Annotated in this window: 16 protein-coding genes and 1 riboswitch; of the genes, 8 read left to right on the top strand and 8 right to left on the bottom strand. The window is 38.4% G+C overall.

Features of this window, described 5'->3' with window-relative positions:
• Window positions 1-87 precede the first annotated feature (87 nt).
• From SJW71_RS21865 to SJW71_RS21840, 6 genes are all read left to right on the top strand, one after another.
• The gene (locus tag SJW71_RS21865) at window positions 88-663 is read left to right on the top strand and encodes a VanZ family protein (protein WP_322611400.1); all 576 of its coding nucleotides are present in this window, start codon (window positions 88-90) and stop codon (window positions 661-663) included.
• Between the two features lie 278 nt (window positions 664-941).
• Entirely contained in the window at window positions 942-1,667 is a 726-nt protein-coding gene (locus SJW71_RS21860) for a hypothetical protein (protein ID WP_322611224.1), read from the top strand.
• A 24-nt stretch (window positions 1,668-1,691) separates the two neighbouring features.
• Window positions 1,692-2,186: a Cys-tRNA(Pro) deacylase gene (ybaK, locus tag SJW71_RS21855; RefSeq protein WP_274795463.1), complete on the top strand. Its 495-nt coding sequence runs from the start codon at window positions 1,692-1,694 to the stop codon at window positions 2,184-2,186.
• A 117-nt stretch (window positions 2,187-2,303) separates the two neighbouring features.
• Entirely contained in the window at window positions 2,304-2,939 is a 636-nt protein-coding gene (locus SJW71_RS21850; protein WP_274795464.1) for a YczE/YyaS/YitT family protein, read from the top strand.
• A 101-nt stretch (window positions 2,940-3,040) separates the two neighbouring features.
• Entirely contained in the window at window positions 3,041-4,117 is a 1,077-nt protein-coding gene (locus SJW71_RS21845; RefSeq protein WP_429979685.1) for a nucleotide kinase, read from the top strand.
• Between the two features lie 58 nt (window positions 4,118-4,175).
• The gene (locus SJW71_RS21840; protein WP_274795466.1) at window positions 4,176-5,375 is read left to right on the top strand and encodes a glycine C-acetyltransferase; all 1,200 of its coding nucleotides are present in this window, start codon (window positions 4,176-4,178) and stop codon (window positions 5,373-5,375) included.
• Between the two features lie 77 nt (window positions 5,376-5,452).
• Here the strand turns inward: SJW71_RS21840 and SJW71_RS21835 are convergent, their stop codons facing one another.
• From SJW71_RS21835 to SJW71_RS21810, 6 genes are all read right to left on the bottom strand, one after another.
• Window positions 5,453-6,649 carry a CaiB/BaiF CoA transferase family protein gene (locus SJW71_RS21835; RefSeq protein WP_322604822.1) on the bottom strand — a complete coding sequence of 399 codons (1,197 nt, stop codon included), beginning with the start codon at window positions 6,647-6,649 and terminating at the stop codon, window positions 5,453-5,455.
• Entirely contained in the window at window positions 6,646-7,806 is a 1,161-nt protein-coding gene (locus tag SJW71_RS21830) for an alpha-hydroxy acid oxidase (RefSeq protein WP_431811540.1), read from the bottom strand. The genes SJW71_RS21835 and SJW71_RS21830 overlap by 4 nt, the downstream gene beginning before the upstream one ends.
• A gap of 14 nt (window positions 7,807-7,820) precedes the next feature.
• On the bottom strand, window positions 7,821-8,600 hold the full coding sequence (locus SJW71_RS21825; RefSeq protein ID WP_431811539.1) for an enoyl-CoA hydratase/isomerase family protein: 780 nt from the start codon (window positions 8,598-8,600) through the stop codon (window positions 7,821-7,823).
• A gap of 10 nt (window positions 8,601-8,610) precedes the next feature.
• Window positions 8,611-9,282, bottom strand: a complete 672-nt coding sequence (locus SJW71_RS21820; RefSeq protein WP_274795470.1) for a methionine ABC transporter permease — start codon at window positions 9,280-9,282, stop codon at window positions 8,611-8,613.
• Window positions 9,275-10,300 (bottom strand): methionine ABC transporter ATP-binding protein, encoded by a 1,026-nt coding sequence (locus tag SJW71_RS21815; RefSeq protein ID WP_312505031.1) that lies wholly within the window; start codon window positions 10,298-10,300, stop codon window positions 9,275-9,277. Before SJW71_RS21815 ends, SJW71_RS21820 begins: the two co-directional genes overlap by 8 nt.
• A 92-nt stretch (window positions 10,301-10,392) precedes the next feature.
• Window positions 10,393-11,223: a MetQ/NlpA family ABC transporter substrate-binding protein gene (locus tag SJW71_RS21810; RefSeq protein WP_274795472.1), complete on the bottom strand. Its 831-nt coding sequence runs from the start codon at window positions 11,221-11,223 to the stop codon at window positions 10,393-10,395.
• Between the two features lie 89 nt (window positions 11,224-11,312).
• Window positions 11,313-11,418, bottom strand: a riboswitch (SAM riboswitch).
• Window positions 11,419-11,540: 122 nt separating this feature from the next.
• Here SJW71_RS21810 and SJW71_RS21805 point away from each other — a divergent pair.
• A complete protein-coding gene (locus SJW71_RS21805; protein WP_312505027.1) occupies window positions 11,541-12,044 on the top strand; it encodes a PPC domain-containing DNA-binding protein in 504 nt (167 codons plus the stop codon).
• Window positions 12,045-12,084: 40 nt separating this feature from the next.
• On the opposite strand, the gene SJW71_RS21800 is transcribed toward SJW71_RS21805, so the two are convergent.
• A complete protein-coding gene (locus tag SJW71_RS21800; RefSeq protein WP_274795474.1) occupies window positions 12,085-13,254 on the bottom strand; it encodes a pyridoxal phosphate-dependent aminotransferase in 1,170 nt (389 codons plus the stop codon).
• A 96-nt stretch (window positions 13,255-13,350) separates the two neighbouring features.
• Between SJW71_RS21800 and SJW71_RS21795 the strand changes: the two genes are divergently transcribed.
• Window positions 13,351-14,145, top strand: a complete 795-nt coding sequence (locus SJW71_RS21795) for a carbon-nitrogen family hydrolase (RefSeq protein WP_431811538.1) — start codon at window positions 13,351-13,353, stop codon at window positions 14,143-14,145.
• A gap of 51 nt (window positions 14,146-14,196) precedes the next feature.
• Here the strand turns inward: SJW71_RS21795 and SJW71_RS21790 are convergent, their stop codons facing one another.
• Complete coding sequence (locus SJW71_RS21790; protein WP_431811537.1) at window positions 14,197-15,765, bottom strand: PucR family transcriptional regulator; 1,569 nt, start codon at window positions 15,763-15,765, stop codon at window positions 14,197-14,199.
• Between the last annotated feature and the right edge of the window lie 4 nt (window positions 15,766-15,769).

Raw genomic sequence — 15,769 nt, 5'->3', positions numbered from 1 at the left:
GGGCAGCTTTTTCAATGTTAATTTTTTCAGCTACTTGCATGGTGTAGAGTAGCATATTAAAATATGAAAAGGAATAAAGGGAAGTGGGTGTTAAGCTTGTCTAAAAACAACATAACGGATGTTCAGGGTAATGCTAAGCTCCCATTACCATATCGAGATGTCATTGATACATATTATTTGCCATTAAAGGTCACGGGTTGGATTTTATTTAGTATTTATTCATTTATAGCTTTTTATAAGTTAGTCATTGATCGCTTAGTAAATGTCGTAGTTGTTTTATTTAAGGGTGATTATTCTATAGGTGATTTAGGCTTGTTTGATTATAGTAGCTGGCGATTAACTACGAATTTTGTTCCCTTTGAAACGATTCTCCGCTATATAAACTATTCTCAATATTTTAATTGGGATATCATAATCGTAAATCTTCTTGGTAACTTATTAATTTTTACTCCAATGGGCTTTTTATTGCCATTATTATCGAAGAAATTTCGAAAAGCATGGGTCATTATTTGTTTGGGCTTTTTCGCAAGTCTATCAGTAGAAACCATACAATTTATTTTTACGGTTGGCTCTGCTGATATTGATGATTTAATTTTGAATACAATTGGTGCATGGTTTGGTTATTTAGCTTATAAGGGCATATTGATTAGACCAAAAAAGTGAGAAAAACAGTCCTGTTTTAAGGGCTGTTTTTTATATTGGTGAAAACTTTACTGAAATAGAAATGAAAATTGTCAATGAACGAAGGTCTTTATACCTAATGAAAAAAATAATTAATATCTCTTTAGGTGGTTAGTAGTCATTTCTACTTGAATTTAATAATGAAAATTCCGATAATGAGTGTACAGAAACTGTTCAGATGTTATAGATATAGTGTTAGAAGATATGTTCATATCTAGTATCTTATTGGCATATGAAAATAGAAGGGCGAGGTGAAAACTATGAAAATATTGAATTCTATGGAGCAAGACAGAGTTTCATCGCAATATAATCGTAAAAAGATCTTGCAACGAAAAGAGGCTGGAGACGCCTATCGAAAAAATGCCATGTATTTTCAGCCAAAGAAAAATCCATTATTGCTGGAGCTTGAAAATTTACTTTTAGGGCGTACAGATCAAGACTTATATGAGCAACAACAAGAAAAGGCAAAAGAAGTAACGCCTCAACAGCAAGCAATAATGGAAGATTTACAACAAACCGAAGCTTATGTACGTGCACATGAGCATGCCTATAAAGCAGGGGCTACTGATAACATTGATTCTTCTGCTGTATCCAATCTAGAGCAAAATGACACATTACAAATTTTAGAGCAGGTACGACATGCAGCATTAGCACCGACAGAGCCTTCACCGCAAGATTTACGTGTGGTACAAAGTGTCAACGCGCAAATACAGCAAATGTTAAATAATTCGCATTCTGCAGATGACATAATAGAAGATGGTGAGCCATCTTTTGTACGTGACATGATTGAGGTAAAGGTTCCTGAACGTTTCTCCAAGGAATTGAATTTGGACCCATTTGCAGATACAATTTTCGGTAAGAACTATGAGATTACATTTAAGTTGAGAACATTCAAACAGGCCTCAGAAAAATATGTAGCTCACGTTCAAATGACGAAAAATGGCTATCGCCCAGACAAGGATCCTATGTTCTCTTTGATAGCCTGATGCTGTAGATAGGAGATTATTGACATGGCAAAGGCAAAGCATGCGAAAACAAACGCAATTCGATTATTAGAACAACAAAAAATCCATTTCGATGTGATTGAATATGAAATTGGAGACGGTCAGGTTGATGGTGTCTCTGTTGCTGAGAAAATTGGTCAGCCTGTTGCTCGTGTGTTTAAAACACTAGTAGCAAAGGCAAGCGCACAAAAGCTTTTTGTATTTGTCATTCCAGTGGCTGAAGAGCTGGATTTAAAAGCTGCTGCAAAGGTAGTTGGGGAAAAGAAAATCGAAATGCTCGCGGTAAAAGATTTACTTGGCTATACCGGCTATGTTCGTGGTGGATGTTCCCCAGTAGGAATGAAGAAATTATACCCAACAGTCATTGACGATTCCGCACAAGAGCAAGGTAGTATTATTGTGAGTGCAGGGAAAATAGGCATGCAAATTCATGTTCAGTTAGAGGATTTAATAACTGTTACAAAGGCGCAGCTTGCTCCAATTACAACTACCCATGCGTAAGAAAATGGGTAGTTATTTTTATGTATGATTAATACTGTAGCAAAAGCAAGAACTCTCTATTTTCATAGAAAATATGATACAGTAGTGCAATATCATACATAGAGAGAAGGGTACGAAATGCGGAAAATAATGGGGTGGCGTTGGGCATTCTTTATTGGAGGCTTAATTGTAATGTCACTTGGCATCACAATGTCCATAAAAGGGAAAATTGTTGGTACAAGCCCTTGGGATGTCTTGCATGTTGGATTATTTCAAAACTTTGGGCTAAGTATTGGGACATGGTCAATTTTAACAGGGCTTTTTATAGTTGCTTCAACATCTATTGTGTTGCGCGAATGGCCCAAAATAGGCACTTGGTTAAATATGCTGTTAATTGGCTCATTTATTGATGTATTTAACTGGCTATTGCCGTCAACAGATGTTTACAGTCTTCAGATTACATATTTTATCATTGGTTTATTTGTTTTAAGCTTCGGCTGTGGCATGTATATTGCGCCAAATATGGGGGCAGGTCCACGTGATACCTTAATGATGATCCTTGTTGAAAAGTTTGGTGGATCCATTAAAACAGCTAGAATGGGTATCGAGGTTTTGGTGACAATTGTAGGCTGGCTTCTAGGTGGGCCGGTAGGAGTGGGCACGGTATTAATTGCTTTAACTTCAGGCTATATTGTGCAGTATTCATTACCATATTGTCGTAAGCTTTTAATGAAATGTATTGGGAATATAGAGGGTATGAAGCCATTCTATTAAATTAAGAAGCTACTTTTATCTGTCAGAGAGAAGAGTAGCTTTTCATCTTTTTTAGCGTTCTTTCATATAATGCAGGGCAGAAGCTAAAGGAGGAACGACATTTGAATGGAAATGTAACATATTATTTTGGACACGCATTGACTGGGCAAGGTGTGAAACATTTATATAAAGAGATGATGGAAGAAGCGGAGCTTGTTTATTTTTTGCAAGGCGCGCCAACTTTTAAAGGGTCAGAACTGTTAAAAGAGCTAGGTTATTTTTATGTTAAACAAGGCTTTGCAGTCGAGTGGTTTAAGCACGCTTTATTAGAGGAGGTTGTTGAAGCCGTTTATGTAAAGGGCTGTAATAGACTTTTTGTATGGGCCTCTGAATGGAACATTGAGCCAACGCTGCTCGGTACAAAGCATCGTGTATTATCCTTTTATGATTGTTTAGAGGATGTGCAGCTTGAAAAGGTTGGTGAACAGCTAGCTACGGCAATGGAGGAGCGAGCAACATGGCGTGATAAATGTATTGCAAAGCTAAATCATGCAATCAAGCTTCATGATGATTGGGAGGTTGTCACGCAAAGCTGTATGAATTGGCAGGCATTGAATGAACAAGTGGAAAATTTAAAGACAGAGGTATTCCAATCCATTGTCTTAAATAAAACAGGCATGAGGACACATCGTTTACTTGGAACATTAACTCCTAGAGGTGCCGAAAATACAGTTGAAAGTATTACAAAGGGCATCACGACTAGATTGATGATTAAAGGCAAGCCTGGTACAGGTAAATCTTCATTAATGAAGAGCTTAGCTGATGAAGCGAATGCGAGGGGACTTGATGCACAAATCGTCTGGTGTGGTTTGGATGCAGGATCAGTAGATATGGTCATTATTCCAGAATTGAATTTTTGTATCTTTGATAGTACAGAGCCCCATGTCTTTAATCCAGAGGATGGTCGATTAGGGGATAAAATCTTTGATATTGGGCAACATTGTGCACTTTCTAATGAGGCTGAAACGGCCATTGATTTAGTACGTACCCAATATAAAGAAGCGATACAGGATGCGATGGGGCATTCAAAGCGGTATGCAGAAGCAGAATATACTGTTCGCCGGCTATTTGATAATTGTCTATCAGCATCATTATGGCGTGAAAGAACAGCGCCACTATTCGAAAGATTAACAAAGTAATTTAGCTAATGGCTTGCATGTGCTAAACTAGGAGCTAGAACAGTTTTCCTAGGAAAGGATGATACGCTTGTCAAAAGTATTGAATGCATTTTTAGATGAAAACCTACAAGCCTTACATGAACAAGGCTTATACAATGAAATTGATCCAGTAGAGGGCGCAAATGGCCCAATTATTCAGGTTCGTGGCAAAAATCTTGTTAACTTATCCTCTAACAACTATCTTGGATTAGCAACTAATGAAGAATTAAAGCGTATTGCCAAAGAGACAATTGAACAATACGGTGTTGGAGCAGGTGCTGTTCGTACAATCAACGGGACACTTGATCTACACGTTAAATTAGAAGAAAAGCTTGCTGAATTTAAAGGAACAGAAGCGGCTATTTCCTATCAATCAGGCTTTAATTGTAATATGGCAGCAATTTCAGCTGTCATGGATAAAAATGATGCAATTCTTTCTGATCAATTAAACCATGCATCTATTATCGATGGTTGTCGCTTATCAAAGGCAAAAATCATCGCGTTTAATCACTCTGATATGGATGATTTACGTGCTAAGGCAAAAGCGGCGAAAGAATCAGGATTATACAATAAGATTATGGTCATTACAGATGGTGTCTTCTCAATGGATGGTGATATTGCTAAATTACCTGAAATTGTGGAAATTGCTAAGGAATTTGATTTAATTACGTATGTCGATGATGCCCACGGTTCAGGTGTAACAGGAAAAGGGAAAGGAACTGTGAAGCATTTTGGATTAGAAAAAGAAATCGACTTCCAAATTGGTACACTGTCAAAAGCCATTGGTGTTGTGGGTGGCTATGTTGCGGGTAAGAAAAATTTAATTGATTGGTTAAAAGTACGCTCACGTCCATTTTTATTTTCTACAGCATTACCGCCAGGCGATGTAGCAGCGATTACAGCAGCTGTACAAATGCTAATTGATTCCACTGAGCTTCACGATAAGCTTTGGGATAATGGTAACTATTTAAAGGCCGGTTTAGAGAAGCTTGGCTTTAATATTGGTGAGTCTGAAACACCAATTACACCTTGTATCATTGGGGATGAAAAGCTGACTCAGGAGTTTTCAAAACGTTTATTCGAAGAGGGCGTTTATGCAAAATCAATTGTCTTCCCAACTGTTCCTAAAGGTACAGGACGTGTTCGTAATATGCCAACAGCTGCACATACAAAAGAAATGCTTGATGATGCGATTGCAATATATGAAAAAGTTGGTCGTGAGTTAGGCGTTATTCAATAAGAAAAAGGCTTCCTCAGAGATGGGGAAGCCTTTTTTTATCAGTTTAACTGGACAGATGGTAAAAATGAGAAATCACTTTATTTCGAGCCAATAATTTTTGCTGCTCTTAACTGTTGCATGTCTTCATCGGTAATATTCAAAGCTCGTAATATTTCTTCATTATGTTGTCCTAAAGTAGGAGCTGCACTTGTTAGCTGACCAGGTGTTTGTGAGAACTTAGCTGGGAAGCCTAATGTACGCATTGGTCCTGCAGTTGGATGGTCATAGGACAAGACCATGCCTCGCTCTAAAATATGTGGATCATTCAATGTTTGATCATAGGAGTAGATAGGACTTGAAGGTACACCATGTTTATCTAAAAGTGCTAGCCAGTAAGTCGCTTTATGCTTCACTAATTCGCTCTCAATTTCTTTCTCTAGTACTTTCACATGTTGAGCACGAGAATAGTTAGTGGCAAAGAGAGGATTGTTTAACCAATCAGGTCGGTTGACAACCTTAGTCGCAAAAATCTCCCACAGTTTTTGATTACCTGCACCTACTAAAATATAGTCATCCTGTGTTTTGAAGCCTTGATAAGGAGCCGAAACACGATGAGCAGTGCCTGTCCGTTCGGGTAACACGCCTTGTCCAAAGTAAGCAGCCGCCTCCCAAACAGTCCATGCAAGTCCGGACTCTACTAAAGAGACATCTATATATTGCCCCTCACCACTGCGCAGCTTATAAATATAAGCCATCAAAATCGATTGTAATGCTGTTTGAGCAGCAGCAATATCATTGACGGCAAAGCCTACTTTTACAGGTCGGCCTTCCGCTTCGCCAGTCATATGCATTAAGCCACTTAATCCTTGGGCCATAATGTCATAGCCACCTTTTTGGCTATAAGGACCTGTTTGACCATAACCTGAAATGGAGCAATAAATAAGGCCAGGGTTGATGTTCTTTAAAGTGTCATAATCAATGCCAAGCTTTTTCGTGACACCAGGTCGATAGTTTTCTACAAGGACATCTACAGATTGAATAAGCTCTTTGAATAATGCTAGTCCCTCAGCCGTTTTTAAATTGATACAAACGCCTTTTTTATTGCGATTGACCATCATATACATATGGCTTTCTTCACTAATAAAAGGACCCATTGTACGTGTATCGTCGCCATTAGGATATTTTTCGATTTTGATTACTTCCGCGCCCATATCTGCTAGGACCATTGTGCAATAAGGACCAGCTAATATTTGGGATAAATCAACAACTCTTATTCCCTTTAATGCCTGTTTCATTTATCTTCAGTCCCATCATTTTTGACTAATGTGATGTTACGTAACCCCTTGACTGAGGTCACACCAGCTAACGCGATGGAAACCTTTAGCTCATCATAAAGATTGGTCATCACTTTCTCGACACCTTGTTGTCCATTAAGAGCTAGTCCATAAACAAATGGACGTCCAATCGCAACAGCATCTGCACCTAAAGCAAGTGCTTTTAGTGCGTCCATACCACGGTACACACCGCTATCTAAAATAATCGGAATTTGTCCATTTACTGTCTCTACAATAGCAGGAAGGGCATCCAGAGAACCGATCACACCATCTAGTTGACGACCACCATGGTTGGAAACAATGATGCCATCGATGCCATTGTCGATTGCTAACCTTGCATCTTCAGCATGTAAAATTCCTTTCAATAATATTGGAAGATTAGTGCGTCGCTTTAACTCTCGAACATGTTCCCAATTGAGTGTGGGGTGGAAGACATTTTTCAGAACCCCCTGTACATAGGACTCAAATGAATCATCAGGCAATGAGGCAGTAAAAACAGGATCATTCATATAATTTCCTTTTGCATAGCCTAGCTTTAGTGGTGAAAATTGGTTGCGCACATCTTCTTCTCGCCAGCCAAGCATTACCGTATCAATCGTTAAAACGATTGCTTCAAATCCAGCTGCCTCTGCTCGTGCAGCCATACTATACGCAATTGCCTCATTTGTAGACCAATACAATTGGAACCATTTTGTTGCTGTTGGAGCAGCTTCGGCAACTTCTTCAAGCGCATAAGTGGAAACTGTACTTTGAATATATGGAATATTTAAATGTTGGGCAGCACGGACAACGGCAAGCTCTCCCTCATCGTGAACCATACCATTCATGCCAACTGGAGCAAAAAGCAATGGAGTTGGGTAGGTTTTACCAAACAAATGAATCGACGTATCAACATTAGAGACATCATTTAAAAAGCGGGGTACAATGGAGTATTTTTTAAACGCTGCACGATTGTTGTGTAAAGTTTGTTCACCCCCAGCACCTGAACGTATATAGCCGAAGGGTCCAGCTGCTATTTTTTCTGCAACAGCCTTTTCTAGGTCAGCAAAGCAAATGGGAAAGGGGGCTTGTGCAGTAATATTCTTTAACAGTAGATCGCCATCAGTCGTGTTTGTCATCGTAACTACCTCACTTATTTATTGAAAATAGGCTTTCTTTTGTGTAAAAAGGCTTGAATGCCTTCGTTATAATCGTCTGAACTAAATGAATCAAGAACGGTTTGGGCCAGTTCTTCGTTCTCTTCGTTTTCACCATCTACAATCGCCTGAATGATTTTTTTAATGCCTGCATTTGCAACGGATGATTTACTTAATAGATGCTCTGCAAAATGCAATGTGGCATTTTCAATATCCTCTGGCTCATGTAAGGCTGTGATTAAACCAATGCTTTTTCCTTCTTCCGCTGTAAAAATGTTGGCTGTATATAAAATTTCCTTTGCCTTGGCGACACCCACAATATTGATTAAGCGTTTAGTGCTTTCAAGATTATAGACAATACCAATATTGGCTGCCGTAATACCAAGCTTACTATTCGGTGTGGCCAATCTAAAATCACATGCGTTTGCTAACTCTAAGCCACCGCCAATCGCTAAGCCCTGAATCATTGCAATGGTAGGGTGCGGAAATTTATAAAGCGCATCAATGGCTTTTAAAGCTATATCGTTATAGGCTTTGGCATTGTCAGCAGCATAACGAATATCTAAAAACTCACTAATATCTGCACCTGATGAAAAGGCAACTTCATTGATACCGCGAACAATTAATAGCTTAATAGAAGGATCTGTACGTAACTGCTCAAGCTGGTCTACTATGGCTTGAAACATCGCCCTCGATAAAGAATTACGTTTATCAGGGCGATTTAACACTAACGTTGCGATATAGCCGTTTTTTTCTACGTAAATTTCAGTTGTCATCGTCATTCTCCTAGTCTTTCTTTAATTTCGCAGCAAAGCGGTTGCCGATGGATTGTATGCTTTGAACAAGGATGATTAAGATAAAGACAGTGGCATACATAACATCAACCTCATAGCGTAAATGACCATAACGGTAGGCAAGGTCACCTAATCCCCCTGCCCCCACCATTCCAGCCATTGCCGTAGCGCCAATTAAGCCAATTGTGGCAATCGTTAAGCCTAAAATAATCGATGGGCGTGCTTCACGTAATAGGACATGCCAAATAATATGGCGACGTTTTATGCCCATTGCTGTATAAGCTTCTACCACACCTGAATCCACCTCTAAAAGAGCAGATTCCATTAAGCGTGCAATATAAGGAGCTGTATAAACAACTAGTGGGACTATAACACCTTTAACACCAATCGTTGTACCAACAATTAATTTGGTAAATGGTAAGATGAAGAATAATAAAATGATAAATGGAACAGAACGAATAATATTGATGATGAGATTAAAAAGCTGATAGATAATTTTATTTTCAAAGGATTGACCTGGTCGTGTTAAAACGATTAATAGCCCTAAGGGAATACCAATTAGAATGGAGAAGAGTAGCGAGATTCCGACCATTTGGAATGTTTCGATAATTGATTTTCCAATGACATCTGACCAATCTGAAAAGAAGCTTTGAATACTACTCATTGAATTCGCCTCCTAATTCTTCTACCGCAACACCATTTTCTGTAAAATAGGTTAGGGCCTTTTGGACGATATGGGTTTCTCCATGTAAATGCACCACGATGTTCCCAACAATGCCGTTTTTTAATTCAATAATATTAGCTGTTAAAATATTCGGTTGCACATCGTACACCTTCGTGACTTCTGCTAGTAATGGCTTACCCGTACTTTCACCAAGGAATGTTAAACGAATGACACTTCCTGAAACGTTTAACTGCTCAATGAGTGAAGGGGATAAATTACGCTGAGAAATTGTATTTAAAAACTTTCTAGTAGTAAGGTGCTTCGGTTTTGCAAAAAGCTCAATAGCAGTACCAAACTCCACGACCTTACCTGATTCGAGAACAGATACCTCATCACATATTTTCTGAATGACATTCATTTCATGTGTGATGAGTAGGATCGTAATGCCTAACTCGCGGTTAATTTTTAACAACAATTCAAGGATGGCCTCGGTCGTTTCAGGATCGAGTGCACTTGTTGCCTCGTCACTAAGTAAAATCTCTGGCTCTTGTGCTAAGGCACGTGCAATAGCAACTCGTTGCTTTTGCCCACCAGAAAGTTGATTAGGATAGCTATCCAGTTTCTCTGTTAATCCTACAATTTCGGCGTATTTTGCTACACGGTTTTTTACTTCCTTGTCGTTATAGCCTAGTAGTTTTAAAGGCACGGCAATATTGTTGTAAACTGTTGCAGTTTTTAATAGATTAAAATGTTGGAAAATCATTCCTATTTTTTGTCGTGTTTGACGTAATTCATTTAGCGAAAGGGCTGTAATGTCCACATTGTCTATCAGTACTTTTCCCGAAGTAGGACGTTCCAGTAAATTGACACATCGAATAAGTGTACTTTTACCAGCACCACTATAGCCGATAACCCCATGAATTTGTCCCTTTTTCACATGAAGATTGATTCCATCCACAGCTTTAATGATCCCTTTTTTCGTCTTAAATTCTTTCGATATATTTTGTAATTGAATCATACGATATTGCTCCTTTCTCGTCCTTCTAAAAGTGAGAATCTGCTCGTTTTCTCATGAGGAATACGGCAGATTCTTCTGCTAATAGAAGCATATTACCAGCTAGGAATCACAGAACCTTTGAATTCTTCTTCAATGAATTGACGTACTTCCTCAGATTGGTAAGCCTCAACAAACTTTTTAATGGTTGGGTCGTTTTCATTTTCAGCACGTACTACAATGTAATTCACGTATGGTGAGTCAGTAGATTCTAATAGAATAGAGTCTTCTTTAGGATTAATGCCGGCTTCTAGTGCGAAGTTTGTATTAATGGCTGCTACATCTACTTCACTAAGCTGTTTAGGAATTTGAGCCGCCTCTAGTTCAATGAACTGTAAATTCTTTTTATTTTCTTCAACGTCACGGATAGAGGCTGTTAAGTCTGCACCATCCTTTAGCTTAATATAGCCAGCTTCTTGTAAAACAAAGAGGGCACGGGCCCCATTTGTTGGGTCGTTCGGTAAGCCAAATGTGGCACCATCAGGAATATCATCAAATGATTTATATTTTTCAGAGTAAATACCCATTGGATTTAAAATAGTTTTGCCTACTGGTACTAAATCTGTATCGTGATCTTTATTAAATGTGTCCAAGAAAGGCTCATGTTGGTAGCTGTTTGCATCGAGATCGCCTTCAGCTAACGATGTATTTGGTAAAACATAATCAGAAAACGACTTTAGCTCAACTTCTAAGCCTTTTTCTTTTGCTACTTTAGCTGCTACTTCTGCAATTTGCTCGTGTGGACCAGAAGTGACACCAACGACGATTTTATTTTCATCGATTGCCTCAGCTTGACCTTTACTATCTTCTTTAGAGCCACAGCCTGCTAGAGCTGCTACTAATGTAAGACTTGCTAAACCTACTAAAAATTTATTTTTCTTTTTCATGAAAATGACCTCCAAAATGTTTTTATCGGTTTTTTGAAAATAAAAAAACTCTCTTACAAACTAAGAGAGGCTCATGAAAAAGACGTCCTCTCTTATCTATCAAACGAAATTCGTTTGCAGGATTTAGCACCTTCCTTTTAAAAAGGAGGTTGCCGAGCTTCATAGGGCCAGTCCCTCAGCTACTCTTGATAAGAGATTTATAATATTTTTTTGTAATTCCGATAGAACTAATATAATTTATGGGGTATAGTAAGTCAATAAATATTTTTAAAATTTTTTATATTATTATAATTTTTTGTTATGAAAGAGGGAGAACAATGTCTGTAAGAGTAAATTATGGAATTGGTTCATTTGGCAAGGTTATTAGTGCTCGTATTCTAATGGGGACAGACATCATGGAAGGAATTGAGGCGCTCTGTGAGGAGAATCAAATAGAGTCTGCTACAATTGTAAGTTGTATTGGGAGCTTCCAAAAAAGTAGCTTTGTTTATTTAGTACCTGATGAAACATCGCACATTAAAGTCCGTTTTAGTGAAGTCATTGAAAAAGAGGGACCACTCGAATTTATTCAAGGATCTGGTGTTGTCTGTAAACGAGATGGAGGATATGAAACACATTTCCATGGTTCGATGAGTGATCAATGGGGTGTAGTATCAGGTGGACACTTTCTGAAAGGTAGAAATCCCGTTATTACAGCGGACATTGTACTGGCTGAGATTCAAGGCGTTCAGCATATTCGTAGATTGGATGAAGAAACAGGCCATATACAATTTTATCCGCTAGAGCAAGGTTTAGAGCTACCAAGAAAAATCGAAAAATAGCATGCCCTGTAGAGAATGTATGCTACAGGACATAGTAGTATTAAGCGGTAAATAATTGTAATTGTTCAATTCTGTGAATGGCTTCACGTAAGCGTTCCTCGCTGACAAGTAAGCCAACACGTATATACCCTTCGCCATATTGACCGAAGCCATTGCCTGCGGCTACTGCAATATCAGCTTTTTCTAGCAATAAATCAGCAAATTGTTCACTAGTGTAGCCTACAGGTACAGGAAGCCAAGCAAAAAAGGAGCCCTTCGGAGCCGTAACTTGCCAGCCAATTCTTTGAGCTTCTTCAATTAATACATTTCGACGACGTTCATAAGTAGCCCTTAGTTCATCTGCACATTCTTGAGAAGCTGTTAGTGCCACTGCTGCTGCTTGCTGAATTGCAGGGAATTGACTACAAAACAAATGATCTTGAACGAGATTAATAGCCGCAATAATATCGGCGTTACCAACGGCGAAGCCTATACGCCAGCCAGCCATATTAAAGGTTTTCGATAGTGTATACATTTCAATACCAATGTCTTTTGCACCCTCTGCCTGTAGGAAGCTAATAGGTTTATTGCCATCAAATCCTATTGCCCCATAAGCAAAATCATGTGATACGATAATATTATGTTCCTTGGCAAAGCGAACAGTCTCTTCGAAAAATGCCAGTGTTGCTGTACCACCTGTAGGGTTATTCGGGTAATTTAAATAAAGTAGCTTGGCTTTTTCTTTCACTTCATTAGGTAATGCATGATAATCAGGTAAGAAATTATTTTCAGCAAAAAGTGGCATAACCTCAAAATTTACATCACCTAATACTACACCTGATAAGTAGTCTGGATAGCCTGGGTCCGGTAATAGCATGGTATCACCAGGGTTTAATACGGCTAGAGGTAGCTCAACAAGACCTATTTTTGTTCCGCCAAGAATTGCTACCTCCGTGTCGGGATTTATATCAACATTATATTCCCGTTTGTAAAAATTGGCAGCTGCCTGGCGTAATTCGGCGATACCACGAAACGGCGAATATTTGTGATTTTGAGGATTGTCTGCTGCTTCCTGTAATGCTTGAATGATGTGAGGTGGCGTCGGTTGGTCGGGATTACCTTGCCCGAGATTGATGACATCACGTCCCTCCTCTAGGGCACTGTTTACTTTTTGGACGAGTGCCGCAAAAAATTGGGGAGGTAGTTGCTGTAGTTTTTTAGAGAATTCCATGCATGATCACCTTTTTCAGAATATAATAATTATTATTGAAGAATATGAAGCAAATAGTATTACTTTTTCTGTTAATTGTCTAGAGGAGGAATAGATATGAAAATAGGTTGTATTCAATTAAACGTTGGCTTTGGCAAAGTAGAAGAAAATTTTGCCCGAGCAGAAAACAAGATTCGAGAAGCGGCAGAACAAGGTGCAGAAATCATTGTGCTACCTGAAATGTGGAATACAGGCTATGCACTAGAGAAATTGCCTGACTTAGCAGATGTCAATGGTGAGCGAACGAAAGCCTTTTTGGCACACTTAGCGAAGGAACTTGGTGTACATATTGTAGGTGGCTCCGTATCAATAAAAAAAGGCGATAAATTTTATAATACGATGTATACATTTGATTGCCAAGGAGAGCTTGTAGGGGAATATAGTAAGGCCCATCTTTTCCGTTTAATGGACGAGCATCTTTATTTAGAAGCAGGGGATGAAATGAATCGTTTTGCTTTAGGAGATATTGAGGCTGCTGGTGTCATTTGCTATGATATTCGTTTCCCTGAATGGTTACGTGCCCACGCCTTACAAGGAGCAAAGGTATTATTTGTACCAGCACAGTGGCCGACACCAAGGATTGATCATTGGAAAACGCTACTACAGGCTCGTGCGATTGAGAACCAATGTTTTGTCATCGCAGTTAATCGTATTTCAAAAAAGGTAGAAAACTTTAATGGGCAATCTATGATTATTCAGCCTTGGGGTGAAGTACTTTGGATTGGTGCTGAAGATGAAGAAGTAGCGGTCATTGATGTAGACTTTTCTATTGTCGATGAAGTACGCGGAAGAATCCCAGTTTATGACGATCGTAGACCTGGACTATATCAGGATGTTGTTGTGAAAGGGTAGTGAAGAGGCACGCTCAAAAGGGAAGACAACCTGCTGAGCGTGCCTACTTTTTTAGACCTTCTCCTCAATTAATGAATTTGCCAATAGCATAAACTCAAGTGTGATGCGGTTATGTCCTTTCATAAAATTTTTACCTAATAAACCTTCAAGCTTTTTTAATCGGTGATAGAGGGTTTGACGAACAATAAACAACTGATTGGCTGTTTGTTGTTTGGAGCCATTTGTTTGTAAATACACCTGTAATGTTTCGAGTAGCTTACTATTATATTTTTTATCGTACTCAATCACTGGCTGAAGATAGTCGTAAATTACTTCCTGTAAATTCACCTGCATTTGTAGCTTATAAATTAAATGATATAAATGCAGATCATCATAAAAAAAGGAGGAAGTTTGTACTTTACGGCAAATATATAAGGTTTCTATGGCTGTTTGATAGCTTTTCGGAATTTCCTCTACGTTACAAACGACTTTCCCAACGGCTACTTGAAAGCCTTGTGTCTGTTGCTTCTTATAAAAATCAGTTTTAGGAAGTGTAGAAAAGATGTTATTTAATATGTCACGAGTTGCTTTGCTGTCTTTTGTATGAAGTAAAATAAAAATAACATAGCTCTTTCTTTCAAATAAAAATGGGATGAAGCCATGCTGTTCAAAGAGATTTCGATAATAGAGTTTACTATAGACGATATCTTCCTGTGCTTTCGGCAATGTATGGGGAGAGGCTAAAATAAAAATAGTTCCACTAGATTGTTGATAGCTTGAGTAATGTGTATCAATAAATTTAAAGATTTCCTCCTTAGAAAGTTTTTGATCAATCCAATCTGCTAAAATGGTTGCATCCTCTATATTCTTCTTTTCCTCGATATAGAATTCCCGCATTAATAGTTGCGCTAATGCCGTTGCTGTACGATCTAATATTAATAATTCAAATTCTGAGAATAGCCCATCTTCTCGATAGAGTGTTAGGTCTGCATAATGTTCATCAAAGATGAAAATAGGCTCATGTTTAAATTGTGGTGCAGATTTGTGCAATGTTTCTAATTGCTGCCGTTTTTTGTGTCCTATATTAGGATAAAAGATAGGCTCTCGCTCTTTAATAGCAAACATGATTTGTGTCTTTAATTCGTTATACATATTTTGCAAAATATCGTCTGTGTTCTGTCCTAAGACTGCATTTTTGTTCAATGCCTGTGAGTAAGATTCTAGCGAAGAAATGAGTAAATATTGCTTATTGATAATTTGGCTATGTAAATCCTGTGTAATACGAACAAAAGGAACTGCCTCATGAAAAACAATAATGGGAAACTGATGATAGTTAGCAAGTGCTATGATTGCTTCAGGAACTGTTTGAATATAGGAGCCATACTCAATACAGAGAGCGGCACATTTTTTTTGAATAAGGGCTTCTACAAATGCCGCAAAATCCTCAATGCTATGCTGTAGACTAATTCCTGTTGTTAATACTAGTTCTTCACCGACCAAAAAATCATCAACTTGCACGATTTCAAGAACATGTACCCATTTGACAATCCTTGATAATCCCTCGTAACCTGCTACAACCTCTGCCTTTTGAAAATATTTATTTTCCAAAACATCTAGTACTTTTAGTTGAAATGGACTCAATTTA

This window comes from Lysinibacillus sp. FW12 (assembly GCF_050817245.1).
In the GTDB taxonomy this organism is placed as follows: domain Bacteria; phylum Bacillota; class Bacilli; order Bacillales_A; family Planococcaceae; genus Lysinibacillus; species Lysinibacillus irui.
Note: the sequence above shows the minus strand (reverse complement) of the source record. Positions and strands in the feature narration are given on the sequence as shown.

What these genes read in the sequence shown, in the direction of transcription:
- SJW71_RS21860 (WP_322611224.1), top strand. Translation starts at nt 942, where the DNA reads ATGAAAATATTGAATTCTATGGAGCAAGACAGAGTTTCATCGCAATAT.
- ybaK (WP_274795463.1), top strand. Translation starts at nt 1,692, where the DNA reads ATGGCAAAGGCAAAGCATGCGAAAACAAACGCAATTCGATTATTAGAA.
- SJW71_RS21850 (WP_274795464.1), top strand. Translation starts at nt 2,304, where the DNA reads ATGCGGAAAATAATGGGGTGGCGTTGGGCATTCTTTATTGGAGGCTTA.
- SJW71_RS21840 (WP_274795466.1), top strand. Translation starts at nt 4,176, where the DNA reads ATGATACGCTTGTCAAAAGTATTGAATGCATTTTTAGATGAAAACCTA.
- SJW71_RS21835 (WP_322604822.1), bottom strand. Translation starts at nt 6,649, where the DNA reads ATGAAACAGGCATTAAAGGGAATAAGAGTTGTTGATTTATCCCAAATA.
- SJW71_RS21830 (WP_431811540.1), bottom strand. Translation starts at nt 7,806, where the DNA reads ATGACAAACACGACTGATGGCGATCTACTGTTAAAGAATATTACTGCA.
- SJW71_RS21825 (WP_431811539.1), bottom strand. Translation starts at nt 8,600, where the DNA reads ATGACAACTGAAATTTACGTAGAAAAAAACGGCTATATCGCAACGTTA.
- SJW71_RS21820 (WP_274795470.1), bottom strand. Translation starts at nt 9,282, where the DNA reads ATGAGTAGTATTCAAAGCTTCTTTTCAGATTGGTCAGATGTCATTGGA.
- SJW71_RS21815 (WP_312505031.1), bottom strand. Translation starts at nt 10,300, where the DNA reads ATGATTCAATTACAAAATATATCGAAAGAATTTAAGACGAAAAAAGGG.
- SJW71_RS21810 (WP_274795472.1), bottom strand. Translation starts at nt 11,223, where the DNA reads ATGAAAAAGAAAAATAAATTTTTAGTAGGTTTAGCAAGTCTTACATTA.
- SJW71_RS21805 (WP_312505027.1), top strand. Translation starts at nt 11,541, where the DNA reads ATGTCTGTAAGAGTAAATTATGGAATTGGTTCATTTGGCAAGGTTATT.
- SJW71_RS21800 (WP_274795474.1), bottom strand. Translation starts at nt 13,254, where the DNA reads ATGGAATTCTCTAAAAAACTACAGCAACTACCTCCCCAATTTTTTGCG.
- SJW71_RS21795 (WP_431811538.1), top strand. Translation starts at nt 13,351, where the DNA reads ATGAAAATAGGTTGTATTCAATTAAACGTTGGCTTTGGCAAAGTAGAA.